The organism is Nitratidesulfovibrio sp. HK-II (assembly GCF_003402415.2).
Classification (GTDB): domain Bacteria; phylum Desulfobacterota; class Desulfovibrionia; order Desulfovibrionales; family Desulfovibrionaceae; genus Cupidesulfovibrio.
Window position 1 is genome coordinate 2331380 of the sequence record NZ_AP036014.1, and the last position, 14617, is coordinate 2345996.

The following is a 14617-nucleotide window of genomic DNA, read 5'->3' on the forward strand; positions in this document are numbered from 1 at the left end:
TCGCGCGGACAGCCCGCACTTCGGCCAGCGGCCATCACGATCAGGACACCGGAAGGAACACGACCATGCCGCCCGCCGAAACCCTCCGCACCCTCGCGCGCGCCGCGAAGGGCACCACGAAGGACGCCTTTCACGTCTGGCTGACGCTGGTGAAGGTGATGGTGCCCATCATCATCGCGGTCAAGGTGCTTACCGAGCTGGACCTGGTGCGCTACCTGGCCCTGCCGCTCTCGCCCATCATGGGGCTTACCGGCCTACCCGCCGACCTTGGCCTGTCGTGGGCCACCAGCATGCTGGTGAACATATACAGCGGCCTGTTCGTCTACGCCGGGCTGCTGCCGGGCATGGAACAGCTGACCGTGGCCCAGGTGACCACCTTCGCCACCATGACGCTCATCGCCCACAACGTGCTGGTGGAAGGGCGCATCGCCCAGCAGTGCGGCCTGAACATGACCACCCAGGTCGTGCTGCGCTTCGGCGGGGCGCTCTTGTGCGGCATGCTCATGCGCGCCTTCTTCGACGCCACCGGCTATCTTTCCGAGCCCGCCGCCATGCTGTGGGCCCCGCGCGAAGCCCCGGCCAGCCTGGCCGCCTGGGCCTGGAACGAGGCGCGCAACCTGGTCTCGGTGTTCGGCATCGTGCTGGTGCTGATGGGCCTGATGCGCGTGCTGGACGCCGTGGGCATCACCCGGCTGCTCAACGCCTGCCTGCGCCCGGTGCTGCGGCTGATGGGCATCGGCGACAATGCCGCCACCATCACCATCGTGGGGCTGAGCCTGGGCATCGCCTACGGCGGCGGGCTCATCGTGCACGAGGTGCAGGGCGGCAAGGTGCCCCCGCGCGACGTGTTCAGCGCCATGTCGCTCATGGGCCTGTCGCACGCGCTCATAGAGGACACCCTGCTGATGACCCTCATCGGGGCGCACCTGGGCGGCACCCTGTGGGCGCGGCTGCTGTTCTCCATGGTGGTGGTGATGCTGCTCATCCGGCTGTACGACCGGTTGCGCCCCACGCCCGCCCCGGCCACCACGGCAAGCATGGGCGCATAGGCGGATGCCCATGCCCGAATCTGCCCCCCCGTCCGCCCCCCTGTTCGCGCCGGGCTCTTCCCCCGCCGCCACGCCGCGTACCGTGTGGATCAACGCCGGTGAGCTTTCCGGCGACATGCACGGCGGCCGCCTGCTGGAGGCCCTGCGCCGCCGCGACCCGGCGCTGCGCTGCATCGGCATGGGCGGCCCGCACCTGCGCGAGGCCGGGCAGGACGCCCTGCTGCGGGTTGAAGACCTGTCCGTCATGGGCATCACCGAGGTGCTGGGCTACCTGCCGCGCATCCTCGCCATGCTGCGCCGCATCAAGGCGGAACTGGCCGCGCGCAGGCCCGACGCCGTGGTGCTCATCGATGCGCCGGAATTCAACTTCCGCATCGCCAAGGCCGCGCATGCGCTGGGCATTCCGGTGCACTATTACATCAGCCCCAAGATTTGGGCGTGGCGCACCGGGCGGGTCAACTTCATCCGCCGCCACATCCGCCGGATGATCTGCATCCTGCCCTTCGAGGTGGAGTTCTACCGCCGCCACGGCATGGACGTGGACTACGTGGGCAACCCGCTGCTGGACATGATGGACTGGCAACGGCTGGACGCCATCGTCCCCGTGCCTGGACGCATCGGCCTGATGCCCGGCAGCCGCCGCAAGGAGATCGAGGCGCTGATGCCGGAATACGGCAAGGCCGCCCGGCTGCTGCTGGCAGCCCGCCCCGGCCTGTCCTTTCACTGCGTGCGCGCCCCCAACGTCACCGAAGACGCCCTGCGCGCCCTGTGGCCCGCCGACATCCCCCTGACCGTCGAGCCGCCCGACGACCGCTACGCCACCCTGCGCGCCTGCCAGCTGCTGCTGGCCGCATCCGGCACGGCCACGCTGGAAACGGCCCTGCTGGGCGTGCCCACGCTGGTGGCCTACCGCGTGTCCCCGCTTTCGTACTGGCTGGGCAAGCGGCTGGTAAAGGTAAAATGGGTCAGCCTGCCCAACCTTGTGCTGAACCGCGAGGTGTTCCCCGAGCTGTTGCAGGAGAACGCCGACGGTGCCGTGCTGGCCCACCATGCCCTGCGCTGGTTGGGCACCCCCGGCGAACTGGACCGAGTGCGCGCGGACCTGGACGACCTGCGCCGCCGCTGCGGGCCGCCCGGCGCGGCGGATGCTGCGGCAGGCATCATTCTGGACGAGATGAAGTAGAAACAGAACCGGGGGAGGGCGGAAGGGACTTTTGAAAAAGTCCCTTCCGCCCTCCCCCGGACCCCCTCCCTCCTTCCCAAAACTTTTCATTTGGGGGCTTCTTTTTGGCTCGGAATCGGCAGGAAGACAGGCATCGCCTCCTACCCCAACCAGAAAGTTTGCGGGATGGGGGGCACGGGGGGAAGGGGGCTTTGCGGCAACTGTTAGCCGAACGCGAAGCGTGAGGCTTACAGATGGCGACCGCAGAGCGCAAAGCCCCCTTCCCCCCGGCTCTTTCCCGCTCAGTACTTCTGATCGCGGTGCCAGGCCCACGCGGTTTCGATGATCTCGCGGATGTCGGTAACCTTCGGGGTCCATCCCAGTTCCCTGCCCGCCAGCGCGCTGTCGGCCACCAGCCTGGCCGGATCGCCCTCGCGGCGCGGCCCCACGGTGAAGGGCACCTCGCGCCCGGTCACCCTTGCCGCAGCGTCGATGACCTGCCGCACGGTGAACCCCTGCCCGTTGCCGAGGTTGCAGAGCAGCGCGCCCTGCTCGCCTGACCCGGCCGTCAGCCCGTCATTCAGGGCCGCCGTGCCCAACATTCCCACGGGGGCGGCCAGCAGCCTGTCCAGCGCGGCCAGGTGGGCGTCACACAGGTCATTGACGTGGATGTAGTCGCGCACGCAGGTGCCGTCGGGGGTGTCATAGTCGCTGCCGAACACGGTGAGCCCTGGCCCCGTGCCCAGCACGGCGCGCAGGATGTTGGGGATAAGGTGCGTTTCCGGGCTGTGCGATTCGCCAATGCCCCCCGCCCGGTCCGCCCCGGCCGCGTTGAAGTAGCGCAGCGCCACCGAACGCAGCCCGTAGGCCGTGGCGTGGTCGGCCAGCATGCGTTCCACCATCAGCTTGGACGCGCCGTAGGGGTTCACCGGGGCCAGCGGATGCGTCTCGGCGATGCGCTCGGTGACCGGGTTGCCGTACACCGCCGCCGTGGACGAGAACACCAGGCGCAGCACGCCCGCCTCACGCATGGCGTCCAGCAGGTTCAGGGTGCCGGTGACGTTGTTGGCGTAGTACAGGGCCGGTTCGCGCACCGATTCGCCCACCAGGCTGCGGGCCGAAAAGTGCATCACCGCGTCTATGCTGTACTCGGCGAACACCCTGCGCAAGGCCTGGCGGTCCAGCAGGTCGCCGCGCACCAGGTCGCAGTCCGGGGCGGCAGCGTCCACGGCCTCCGCGTGGCCGGTGGAAAGATTGTCGAAGATCACGGGCGTGCAGCCGCGCGCCACCAGCGCCCGGACCATATGCGAGCCGATGTAGCCCGCGCCGCCGCAAACCAGCACGTTGCAGATGGGTGTTTCACCCATGGGGCACCTCCTGAAATATCGGCGGAAAACGCGACAGGAATCGACTGGCGGCTACCGGCGACGGCTGTCGCGATGTCATGTCCGGTGCGTCCTGCCTCCGGCGTGCGGTACCGCCCGCCGCCACGTCCGCATTCCCTGTACAGCCAATACGACGGGGGGCGTCCTTGCCCCATGCCGCCGTTTTCACTATCCTTGCCCGGTGCGGGCGCACCAGCCTTCGCGCATTCTGCCGGGGCACGCCCCCATCACCATGCTTTCGGCCCGCGCCTTCGGAGACAAGCCGAAGTGGAACGCACGTCGGGCATGCCGGGGGCGCGCTGCCCGCGCAACATGCCGTCAGCCAAGGAGAACCTAACACATGCGGCAACGGATGCAACCACACGGCGCAACATGCGCGCCATGTCATCATGCCCCGGCGCGGCGCCGTGCCGTCCTGCCCGCCCGCATGCAGTCCGCCGCGCAGGGGCAGCCGACCGGGAGGCCGCTGGCGAAACTGGTTCTTGCCTGCCTTGCCGCCCTGCTGTTCCTGACGGCCCCCGGCCCGGCCATAGCCGGACCGCGCACCGACGACGACCTGAAGCAGCTGGCCAACCAGTTGCTGGAAACCAAGGTGAAGCCGGACGCCATCCCCGCCCTGTACCGCCCGGAATACACCACCACCATCAGCGCCGCCCTCAGCCTGGAGGACCCGGAACCGGTCTTCGTGGTGCGCCTGCCCGACGGCCCGCGCATCTACCCCCAGCGCATCATGGTCTGGCACGAGGCGGTGAACGAGGTGGTGGGCGAAGCCACCTACTGCATCACCTACAGCCCGCTCACGGGTGTGGTTGCCGCCTACAAGGGGCAGGCCGGGCGGTTCATGACCACCTTCGGCGTGGACGGACGGCTGCTGTACAACAACACCGTGCTGTTCGATCGCGCCAGCGGCAGCCTGTGGTCGCAGATGCTGGGCATTTCCATCGACGGTCCCCTGCGCGGCAAGGTGTTGCAGCGCATTCCCGCGTGGTGGACCACCTGGGGAGCTGCGCGCACCGCCCTGCCCGACGCGCAGGTGCTGGCCACCCCCACGGCCGTCCGCCGCTCCTACGGCAAGGATCCCTACGGCTCGTACCTGCTGCCCGGCAACTATTACGACGACGAGCGCATCATGCACCCCGTGCCCGCGCTGGACCGCCGCATGAAGCCCAAGACGCGCATTCTCGGCGTGGACATGCAGGGCCAGCAGGTGGCCATCGACATCGCCGCCGTGCGCAAGGACGGCATCGCCAACATCGAACAGGGGCCCGTCCCGCTGCTGGCCGTGGTGGACCGGCGCATGGACATCATCCGCGTGTACGACCGCATGGTGTGGGGCAAGCCCGCCACCTTCTCCTTCAAGAAGGGCAGCGCCAACCGTCTGGTCGATGCGGAAAGCGGCAGCGAATGGACCATCGACGGCAAGGCCGAGGCGGGCCCCATGAAGGGGGCCGTGCTGAACGAGGTGGTGGCCGTGGACGCCATGTGGTTCGCCTGGTCCGCCTTCCACCCCGCCACCATCGTCGCGCCGGGCACGGATGCGTGGCCCGCGCCGCCCAAGCCCCAGGTCACCGTGCCGGGGCTGGCTCCGTTCCAATGAGCGCGCCCCGTCAACTGCGCTGCGCGGGGGTGACCGTGCGCGCCGTGGTGTTCGACTTCGACGGCACCCTGGCCGTGCCCACGCTGGACTTCGGCGTCATGCGCCGCGCCGTGGCCGAGGCCATGGCCGCGCACCTGACCCCGCCGGAACGCCCCGACCTGCCGGTTATGGAGTGGATAGCCCACACTGCCCGCCTGCTGGAGGAGCGTTCTCCCGTTGGCGCTTCCGCCCTGCACGCGGAGGCCCACGCCGCCATCCGCCGCGTGGAGGTGCAGGCCGCCGCGCGGGGCAGCCTGTTTCCGTTCACCCGCCCCATGCTGGCCGCCCTCGCGGCCATGGGCGTGCCCGTGGCCATCGTGACCCGCAACTGCCCCGAGGCCGTGCGCGCCGTGTTCCCCGACGTGGACGCGCTGTGCCCCTGCCTGCTCACCCGCGACGACGTGCCCAGCGTGAAGCCAGACCCGGACCACCTGCTGCGCGCGCTGGACGGCATTGGCCGCGCACCCGGCGAGGCCCTGATGGTGGGCGACCACCCCATGGACATCGTCACCGGCCGCCGGGCGGGCACCCTGACCGCCGGGGTGGCCAGCGGCGAAAGCCCGGCCGACGCGCTGCACGCCGCCGGGGCCGACATGGTGGCGGACCACTGCGGTGACCTGATGGCCCGGCTGGGTCTAAGCGGGATGGACGAAACAGGCGGAATGGGCGGAATGGGCGGGATGGGCTAGCCGGGGACCGGTGATGTTCCGGAAGCAGGCTCTGCGGAGAAACAACGCGAAAAATGCCGCAGCGCGCAGCGCCTGAGAACAGCTAGTAATGATACCGGCATTGCAGGACGACAAGCATGGACGCTTTCTCGTCCAGCCTGTAGACCAGCCGATGTTCGCGGTCGATGCGGCGTGACCAGCATCCCGCAAGATCAAACCGGAGTGGTTCCGGCTTGCCCAATCCGGAAAACGGCGTCCGCAGGGCATCACGGACGAGTTCGTTGACGCGCTTCACGACGCGCGTGTCCGTGGTCTGCCAGTAAAGATAGTCCTCCCAGGCTTGCGGCGTCCATGCGAGAAGCACGTCAAGCCCCGGCGTCCACGAGGTCGCGGGGGGCCGCCTCGCCTGCATCGGCGGCGGCCAGAGAGGCGCGCAGGCGCGCGGCGTTGGCGGGGGACTGGAGAAGATAGGCGGTCTCCAGTATGCTGGAGTAGTCTTCCAGCGACATCAGCACCACCGAGCGCGCCTTCTGGCGCGTGATGATGATGGGCTGGTGCGAATCGCACACCCGCTCCATGGTCTGGGCAAGGTTCTGCCGGGCTTCGGAGTACGTGATGGCTTCTGACATGGCGGCCTCCTGACATGTACAAATATGCGTACATATCATTGTCTGTCAAGCTACTGAACTGCCCGCGCAACGGGACGCTCCATGGCCGTCCACCGCGAACCCGGCAGCCCCCCCAGCGCCCGGCCCAGCCGTGTCGCATCCACAGGAGTTCGTAATGTCCCCACGCCCCGAATTCGCCGCCAGCAATATTCCCACCGTCCGGCGGGCATCCCCAAGACGCTCCGGCATCCCCCGCGCCGCCCTGGCGGTGCTGCTGCTTGCCGCCGCCCTGTGCGCCGCCTGCGCCGGGCGGGCCTGCCCCCCGCGCGAAAGCTGCACCAAGCCGGTGTTCGAGCGGGTGCAGAACAAGGCCGTCAGCGCCGGGCAGCAGGCCGTGGTGCAGGGGCTGCTGGGCGTGCTTGCCGGGACGGCCACCGGGCCGAAATTCACGGGCGAGAGGCTGCGCCTTGAGATGTACCGCGCCTTTGACGACGCCTTCAAGGAAGAGGGGTACTCTCTTGATGCCACCCTGCGCGAATTCCTGGGCAAGCACGTGGACACCGCCTACTACCGCGACGCCCTGACCTCCGGGCTGGTGCCGCTGCTGGCCACGCCGCTGTCCATCCTGCGCGTGGCCGACGCCCGCCAGCGGCTGCTGGCCGAAGGCCGGGTGACCCAGCCCACCCTGGATCTGGTGGCCGCCGTGCCCGCTTCGGCCACTGGCGAGGGCACGGCGAAACCCTAAGCCGTGGCGAGCCGTCCGGCAACGGATTGCCCCATGCGCATCCCCGCAACACGAAACGCGAAACGCCCGGCTTCGGCCGGGCGTCATGCGTTGCGGGACGGTGATGGTGGGGGCGTTTCGTCTGACGATGCCGGTTGGCGGGTGGGGCGCATCATGGCTCCGGGCCACGACGGCCAAACCTCCATGAGCGACAGGCACACGTGTCAGCGCTCGCGCCGGTCCCGTTCGGCCAGCAGCAGCGCCCCGGCCCCGCCGAACAGCCTCTCCCGCCGGATGACGGCAAGCCCGGCCCGCTGCGCCAGCCCTTCCACGCCCCCACGGGCCATGAACCCCCGGAAATTGAGGTAGTGCTCGCCCCCGGCCAGCCGTTCCGGCAGATGCACGAACAGGGCGGCGGGCAGGTCCAGGTTGCGCTCGGCCAGCCGGTAATCGGCCAACAGCACGCGCGGGGCCACGCGCAGGGCCTCGGCCAGGGCCGCGTTGCCGGTGGATTCGGACATTTCGTGCAGGGCCAGCGACAGCACCACCGCGTCGAAGGCGTTGTCCGCGAAGGGCAGCCCGCGCGCGTCGGCGCGCAGCAGGGCCAGCGGGGCCAGCCGGGCGGAAGATGCCGGCGGGGCGCAACCACCGTGGGCCTCGCATGGCCGGGCCACGCGCGCGGCAGTTCGCGCCGCACGGAGCATGGCCGGGGAAAGGTCCGCGCCAACGCAGGACACCCCCGCGCCGCGTAACACCGCGCACTGCCGCCCGGTGCCGCAACAGGCGTCCAGCACCCGCCGCAGCCCCTCGGCGCGGCAGACCTCGGCCACGGTCCGGCGCACCCCGTCCAGCACGGGGTTCAGCAGCAGGTCGTACCAGTCTGCGATGCGGGCGTAAGGGTCCATGGGCATCCCGATGGGCATCCCGGCGGAAAGGGTCGGAGGAAAAAAGAGCGGAGATTCCAGCCAGAACTCCCGCTGGCGGGTGCCGTGCTACGGGGCCACGGGTTCCCCGGCGTCACTGTCATCAACGGCATCGCCGGCATTGCCGGGCGCTTCCACGAAGCCGGGGTGGCAGTCCGCCGCATCCCGGTCGTCGTGCAGCGCCGCCAGCACCCGGCAGCGCAGCTCGGCCATTTGCGGCGCCACCTCGGGCGAGGGCAGCCAGGCCAGCAGTTGCTCCACCCGGCCCGATTCGCGCAGCAGCCTGCGCGAGGCGGCGAACCCCAGGTCGAAGCTCCAGCCGCACAGCAGGATGCGGAAATCGTTCATGCAGCGCATGTCGGCATAGCTGGCCAACCGCCCGGCGCGCACCGCCTCCAGCACGGCGGGGGTCCACTGCCCTTCCTGTTCCGGCAGGTGCAGCACCACCACCTCGTCGCGGGGGCCGCCGGGCCGCATGTGCGCGGCCAGCACCCGAAAGATGTCCAGCTTGTCGGCGTCGCGCACCACGCGGGTCACCTGACGGGCGCGCGGCGAAACGCCCGCCGGAATGGCGAAGCGGTTGTGCAGCACCACGGCGCAGGCGGCCAGGCGGCGTACGGCCGGGGCCTCGTCGCGCAGGGGGCGTTCCTCGTTCAGGGTGCGTCCGCCCAGCAGGCCGTGGTTGGCCGAACGGGCGTCGCTGAAGGTGCGCCAGCGCCGATACTGCGGAAAGCGCCCCATGTCGTGGTACAGCGCGCCCAGCAGCGCGGCGCGGGCGCTGACCACGTCCATGGCGCCAGCGGCCACCGCCTCGGCCACGATGGTCCGGGCGTGCCCCAGCACCAGCAGGGAATGCTCGCGCTTGAGTTCAATGTGCCCGTCGTGTTCCGCGTTCCCGGTCAGGAAGCGGTCCACGTACTGGCCGAACCACGCCTCGTGCGCGGCGATGTCCATGCTCACGGGCGGTCTCCTTCGGCAATGGGGGAAGCCGCCGCCGGGGGCTCGGCCGCGCCGGTCGCTTCGTCGTCCGCACAGTCCGAGCAGTCCGGGCAGTCCGGGCCGTCCCCGGCCTTGGCCTTCGACGCATCCTCGCGCCGGGCGTCCTCGTTCCAACGGTCCCAGGCCGGGTCGCGGAAGACCCCCTTGGGTCCATACAGAAAACGCAGAAACCAGATGATGGACCCGAAAAAGGCGATGATCAGGACGTACTGTCCCGCTTTTTCCAGAACCAGCCCCCCAAGCCCCGTGTCCGTTGCCACGGTGGCTGCGGCGGCCGCATGGGCCATGGTCACGTCGAACACGCCAACCTCCTGTGCCGTCCGCAGGCTGCGGCGGCAGCCGTGGTTGTACGCATTCCCCATCTGCCGGGCAAGCCGCGTGCCGCGACTCGCCCCATGCGCTCCCCCGTCCGCTCTTCCCCGGCCCTCCCCGGCCTTCCCGGCCCCCACTCCGCCGTTGTGGGTGCGCCCCCCTTCTGCTAGGGTGGGGCATCCCCGTCACGGTACCGCCGCCGCCCCGCTGGGCGGCATTCAACGCGGCAACCTTCCGGATTCACACGCGAACAGACAGACGACCAGGCACCGCCCCGCGCGGCCCGGCCTGCGCCGCCCTGTCGGGAACACGTCCAACGTCCATGTCCGATTTCGTCCATCTGCATTGCCACACCGAATACAGCCTGCTCGACGGGGCCATCCGCCTGAAGGACCTGTGCGCCAAGGCGGTGGACTTCGGCATGCCCGCCGCCGCCATCACCGACCACGGCAACCTCTACGGTGCCGTCTATTTCTACAATACCTGCAAGCAGTTCGGCATAAAGCCGGTCATTGGCTGCGAGGTCTACGTGGCCAACGACCACACGGACAAGACCTCGGAGCTGGCCCGCGTGCGCCACCACCTGGTGCTGCTGGCGCGCACCACCGAAGGCTACCACAATCTGGTCAAGCTGGTGACCCACGGCTTCCTGCACGGCTTTCACTACAAGCCGCGCGTGGACATGGACCTGCTGCGCCAGTATTCGGGCGGCATCACCGCCCTTTCCGCCTGCCTGGCCGGGCAGGTGCCGCGCGCGCTCATGCGCAGCGGCATGGACGACGCCATCCGCATCGCCCGCGACTACGAGGCCATCTACCCCGGTCACTTCTATCTGGAATTGCAGTCCAACGGCCTGAAGGAACAGGACGAACTGAACGAGAAGCTGCTCGAACTCGCGGACCACACCAAGCTGCCGCTGGTGGCCACCAACGACTGCCACTATCTGGAAGCCAGCGACGTGGAAGCCCACGACGTGCTGCTGTGCATCCAGACCCAGGCCAAGGTGGACGACGAGCGCCGCATGCGCTTCGAGACCAAGGAACTGTACTACAAATCGCCGGAGGAAATGGAAAAGGCGTTCGCCCACGTGCCCGACGCCGTGGCCAACACCGGGCGCATCGCCGAGCAGTGCGCGGTAAAGTTCGAATTCGGCAAGTACGTCTTTCCCGTGTACGCCCTGCCCGAGGGCATGACCCTGGAGGACGAGTTCCGCCGCCTCTCGCGCGAAGGGCTGAAGCGCCGCCTGGAACGCCACCCCAACCGCGACACCATCGACCACGACCTGTACTGGAAGCGCCTGGAACTGGAACTGGACGTCATCGGCCAGATGGGCTTTCCCGGCTACTTCCTCATCGTGCAGGACTTCATCAACTGGGCCAAGGACAACGGCATTCCCGTGGGTCCGGGGCGCGGTTCCGCCGCCGGTTCGCTGGTGGCGTGGTCGCTGCGCATCACCAACCTCGATCCCATCCCGTACAACCTGCTGTTCGAGCGCTTCCTGAACATCGAACGCGTGTCCATGCCCGATATCGACGTGGACTTCTGCGAACGCCGCCGTACCGAGGTCATCCGGTACGTGGGCGAGAAGTACGGCGAAGACATGGTGGCCCAGATCACCACCTTCGGGAAGATGAAGGCGAAAGCCGTGGTGCGCGACGTGGGCCGCGCCCTGGGCATGACCTTTCCCGAGACGGACCGCATCGCCAAGCTGGTGCCCGAAGACCTGAAGATGACGGTCAAGAAGGCCATCGACGCGGAACCGGACCTGGCCGCGCTGTACAAGACCGATCCGCAGATCCGCAAGCTGCTGGACGTTTCCATGCGGCTCGAAGGGCTGTCGCGCCACGCCTCCACCCACGCGGCGGGTGTCGTGGTGTCCGACAAGCCCATGCGCGAATACCTGCCGCTGTACCGGGGAAAGAAGGGTGAAATAGTTACCCAGTTCGACATGAAGATGGTCGAGAAGGTCGGGCTGGTGAAGTTCGACTTTCTGGGCCTGCGCACCATGACCCTGGTGCAGGATTCGCTGGACGAGATCGCCCGGCAGGGCAAGACCCCGCCCGACCTCGACACGCTGGCCCTGGACGACGCGGAGACCTACGAGCTGTACTCGCGCGGGGACACCGACGGCATCTTCCAGGTGGAAAGTTCGGGCATGCGCCAGTACCTGCGCATGCTGAAACCCTCGTGCTTCGACGACGTCATCGCCATGCTGGCCCTGTACCGGCCCGGCCCGCTGGGATCGGGCATGGTGGACGAATTCATCAAGCGCAAGCACGGCGAGGTGCCCGTCACCTATCCGCTGCCCTCGCTGGAAGACTGCCTGCGCGATACCTACGGCGTCATCGTGTACCAGGAACAGGTGATGCAGATCGCCCAGATCGCGGCGGGCTACACCCTGGGCGGGGCCGACCTTTTGCGGCGCGCCATGGGCAAGAAGAACGCCGAGGAAATGGGCCAGCAGCGCATCAAGTTCGTGGAGGGCGCGCAGAAGAACGGCGTTGCCAAGGCCACGGCCGACGAAATCTTCGACCTGATGGAAAAGTTCGCGGAGTACGGCTTCAACAAATCGCACAGCGCGGCCTACGCGCTCATCTCGTACTACACCGCGTTCCTGAAGGTGCACTTTCCCACGGAATTCATGGCCGCCCTGCTCACGTCCGAAATGGGCAACCAGGACAAGCTGCTGAAGTACGTGGCCGCGTGCAAGGACATGGGCATCGCCGTGCTGCAGCCCAACGTGCAGGCCAGCCGCCGCGAGTTCACCGTGCACGAGGGGGCCATCGTTTTCGGCCTTGGCGGCATCAAGAACGTGGGCGACGAAGCCATCCGCGAAATCGTGGACGCCCGCGAAGAAGGCGGGGTGTTTGCCTCGCTGCTGGACCTGTGCACCCGGGTGAACCTGCGCAAGGTGACCAAGCGCGTGCTGGAAAGCCTGATCAAGGGCGGCGCGTGCGACTGCCTGGGCTGCACCCGCGCGGGCATGCTGGCCGCCCTGGACAACGTGGTCAGCAAGGCCCAGAAGCGGCTGAAGGACAAGGACTCGAACCAGGTGTCCCTGTTCACCATGGTGCCCGAGGAACCCGCCGTGTGCCCCGGCATCGGCTTCGACTGCGAAGAGCAGCAGGCCCAGGAATGGGACGACGACCAGAAGCTGCGCTTCGAGAAGGAGGCGCTGGGCTTCTTTCTGACCAGCCACCCGCTGCAGCCCTACCGCAAGGAACTGTTCCGCCTGCGCCTGACCCCGCTGGAAGAAACGCGGGACATGGCCCCCGGCATGTCGCTGAAGACCGCCGTGCTGGTCACCGGCATCAAGGAGCACATGACCAAGAAGGGCGCGCGCATGGCCTTCCTGCAGGTGGAAGACCTGACCGCCTCGGGCGAGTGCGTGTTCTTTCCGGAGCCGTACGCGGAATTCCGCGAACTGCTGAAGTCGGACCAGCCCCTGCTGCTGGAGGCCACCATCAGCAAGCAGCAGAACGACGACGGCGGCAGGAATGGCGGCGGGGGCGGGGATGGGTCCATGCCCATGTCCGAGGAAGACGACGACATACCGCGCGAAATCAAGCTGCTGGGCGACAAGGTCATTCCCCTGGCCCGCGCCTGCGGGGCCAGCGACCAGCCCGTGACCATCGACATGCCCCTGCCCCGCGTGGAGCCCGCCAGCCTTGCCGCGCTGCGCGCCATTCTGGAGCGGCATCGCGGCCCGGTGCCGGTGAACGTGCGCCTGGTGGTGGACGAGTCTGAATGCCTGTTGCAGTTCGGCCCGCAGTGGATGGTGCAGCCCGGCCCGGCCTTCGAGACCGACATTGCCCACTGGACCGAAGGGGCGGAGTAGCGCCCAAGCCCGCACGGGCAGATCATCGCATTGCAGCGGGGCTTGCCCCAGGAGACATACCGTGAAGAAATCCATCTGGCGGCTGACCGTGCGCTCGGAATTCTGCGCCTCGCACGCGTTGCGCCATTACGAAGGCAAATGCGAATCCATGCACGGCCACAACTTTTCCGTGGAAATGGTGGCCGAGGGCGACCGCCTGACCGGCGACACGGAAATCGTGCTCGACTTCAAGGTGCTGAAGCGCGAACTGAACGCGGTGCTCGACACCCTGGACCACAAGAACCTGAACGACGTGCCGCCCTTCGACGCCATCAACCCCTCGTCGGAAAACCTTTCGCGGCACATATGGCAGCAGTTGGCCCCGCGCCTTGCCCCGCGCGGGGTGCGCCTGCACGCCGTGACCGTGTCGGAAAAGGCCGCCCAGTCGGCCACCTACATGGAAATAGAGGAATAGCCGGGCGGCACGGCAACCAGTCCGCGCCCTGTTTCCGCCCGGCGGAACCCGCACCCCTGCGGGCCGCCGGGCGAGCCTTGTTCCGGCCTTGGGCGCGCCCCGTGGGAATACGCCGCCATCGCGGAACCCCTCCCCGCGGATCGTCGGACCAGGCACGCTCCGCACCCGCATCTCTTCAACCGGGCCACGCTCCTGCCGGGCCGCCCCGAAACGGATTTACCCATGTTCGACGCCTTCAACTTCCGCACCGCCTTCGAGATCGCCCTGCCGCTGTTCCTGATCATGGACCCGGTGGGCAACGCCGCCGCGTGCCTCGGCATGCTGCGCGAACATACCGAGGCGCGCCAGCGCGCCATCCTGCGGCGCGAACTGTTGTTCGCCCTCGGCATCATCCTGGCCTTCCACGTGCTGGGAGACGCGCTGCTGGGCATGCTGGAAATAGAGCAGTCCACCCTGCGCCTGTCCGGCGGGCTGATCCTGTTCATCATTTCCATGAAGATGGTCTTTCCACCGCAGGAAGGCGACACCGAAGCCGTGGCGCACGACCCGTTCATCGTGCCCATCGCCGTGCCGCTCATCGCCGGTCCCTCGCTGCTGGCGGCGGTGATGGTCTTCGCCCGGCAGGCCCAGGGCGGCATGATGGCCCAGATCAACGTGGTGGCGGGCATCCTGATGGCCTGGACGGGCACCGCCGCCATCATGGCCTTCACCCCGGACATCGCCCGACTGCTGGGGCCGCGCACCATGCGGGCCATGGAGCGCCTGATGGGCCTCGTGCTGATCATGATGGCCGTGCAAATGCTGGAGAACGGCATACGGCTCTTTGCGGCCAGCTTCTAGACGCCCAGCGCATGAAAGA

14 protein-coding genes are annotated in these 14617 nt (G+C 68.3%); 8 read left to right on the top strand and 6 right to left on the bottom strand.

Annotated features, from left to right (window positions below):
• The first annotated feature begins 65 nt into the window (after positions 1-65).
• Both RVX_RS09620 and lpxB read left to right on the top strand, forming a co-directional pair.
• The gene (locus tag RVX_RS09620) at positions 66-1049 is read left to right on the top strand and encodes a hypothetical protein (protein ID WP_116305695.1); all 984 of its coding nucleotides are present in this window, start codon (positions 66-68) and stop codon (positions 1047-1049) included.
• Between the two features lie 4 nt (positions 1050-1053).
• Entirely contained in the window at positions 1054-2232 is a 1179-nt protein-coding gene (gene lpxB, locus RVX_RS09625; protein ID WP_116305696.1) for a lipid-A-disaccharide synthase, read from the top strand.
• Between the two features lie 281 nt (positions 2233-2513).
• Here lpxB and galE read toward each other — a convergent pair whose 3' ends face one another.
• Positions 2514-3578 carry a UDP-glucose 4-epimerase GalE gene (galE, locus tag RVX_RS09630; RefSeq protein WP_116305697.1) on the bottom strand — a complete coding sequence of 355 codons (1065 nt, stop codon included), beginning with the start codon at positions 3576-3578 and terminating at the stop codon, positions 2514-2516.
• Positions 3579-4023: 445 nt separating this feature from the next.
• Between galE and RVX_RS09635 the strand changes: the two genes are divergently transcribed.
• Together RVX_RS09635 and RVX_RS09640 are read left to right on the top strand one after the other, a co-directional pair.
• Positions 4024-5193, top strand: a complete 1170-nt coding sequence (locus tag RVX_RS09635) for a DUF3179 domain-containing protein (RefSeq protein WP_230404525.1) — start codon at positions 4024-4026, stop codon at positions 5191-5193.
• Positions 5190-5921 carry an HAD family hydrolase gene (locus RVX_RS09640; protein ID WP_116305699.1) on the top strand — a complete coding sequence of 244 codons (732 nt, stop codon included), beginning with the start codon at positions 5190-5192 and terminating at the stop codon, positions 5919-5921. The genes RVX_RS09635 and RVX_RS09640 overlap by 4 nt, the downstream gene beginning before the upstream one ends.
• Before the next feature lie 82 nt (positions 5922-6003).
• Here RVX_RS09640 and RVX_RS09645 read toward each other — a convergent pair whose 3' ends face one another.
• Both RVX_RS09645 and RVX_RS09650 read right to left on the bottom strand, forming a co-directional pair.
• Complete coding sequence (locus RVX_RS09645) at positions 6004-6264, bottom strand: Txe/YoeB family addiction module toxin (protein WP_116305700.1); 261 nt, start codon at positions 6262-6264, stop codon at positions 6004-6006.
• 1 nt (position 6265) lies between these two features.
• Positions 6266-6529, bottom strand: a complete 264-nt coding sequence (locus RVX_RS09650; protein WP_116305701.1) for a type II toxin-antitoxin system Phd/YefM family antitoxin — start codon at positions 6527-6529, stop codon at positions 6266-6268.
• 154 nt (positions 6530-6683) lie between these two features.
• On the opposite strand from RVX_RS09650, the gene RVX_RS09655 reads away from it, so the two are divergent.
• Positions 6684-7253 carry a hypothetical protein gene (locus RVX_RS09655; protein WP_230404526.1) on the top strand — a complete coding sequence of 190 codons (570 nt, stop codon included), beginning with the start codon at positions 6684-6686 and terminating at the stop codon, positions 7251-7253.
• Positions 7254-7456: 203 nt separating this feature from the next.
• On the opposite strand, the gene RVX_RS09660 is transcribed toward RVX_RS09655, so the two are convergent.
• From RVX_RS09660 to RVX_RS09670, 3 genes are all read right to left on the bottom strand, one after another.
• Positions 7457-8137 carry a class I SAM-dependent methyltransferase gene (locus RVX_RS09660; RefSeq protein ID WP_230404527.1) on the bottom strand — a complete coding sequence of 227 codons (681 nt, stop codon included), beginning with the start codon at positions 8135-8137 and terminating at the stop codon, positions 7457-7459.
• Between the two features lie 87 nt (positions 8138-8224).
• Entirely contained in the window at positions 8225-9109 is an 885-nt protein-coding gene (locus RVX_RS09665) for an HD domain-containing protein (RefSeq protein WP_172596596.1), read from the bottom strand.
• Positions 9110-9111: 2 nt separating this feature from the next.
• A complete protein-coding gene (locus RVX_RS09670; RefSeq protein ID WP_116305704.1) occupies positions 9112-9456 on the bottom strand; it encodes a hypothetical protein in 345 nt (114 codons plus the stop codon).
• Positions 9457-9788: 332 nt separating this feature from the next.
• On the opposite strand from RVX_RS09670, the gene dnaE reads away from it, so the two are divergent.
• The 3 genes from dnaE (at position 9789) to RVX_RS09685 (ending at position 14598) form a co-directional block, all read left to right on the top strand.
• Positions 9789-13304, top strand: coding sequence for a DNA polymerase III subunit alpha (dnaE, locus tag RVX_RS09675; RefSeq protein WP_116305705.1), 3516 nt, complete (start codon positions 9789-9791; stop codon positions 13302-13304).
• Positions 13305-13365: 61 nt separating this feature from the next.
• The gene (queD, locus tag RVX_RS09680; protein WP_116305706.1) at positions 13366-13758 is read left to right on the top strand and encodes a 6-carboxytetrahydropterin synthase QueD; all 393 of its coding nucleotides are present in this window, start codon (positions 13366-13368) and stop codon (positions 13756-13758) included.
• Between the two features lie 222 nt (positions 13759-13980).
• On the top strand, positions 13981-14598 hold the full coding sequence (locus RVX_RS09685; RefSeq protein ID WP_116305707.1) for a MarC family protein: 618 nt from the start codon (positions 13981-13983) through the stop codon (positions 14596-14598).
• The last annotated feature ends 19 nt before the right edge of the window (positions 14599-14617 follow it).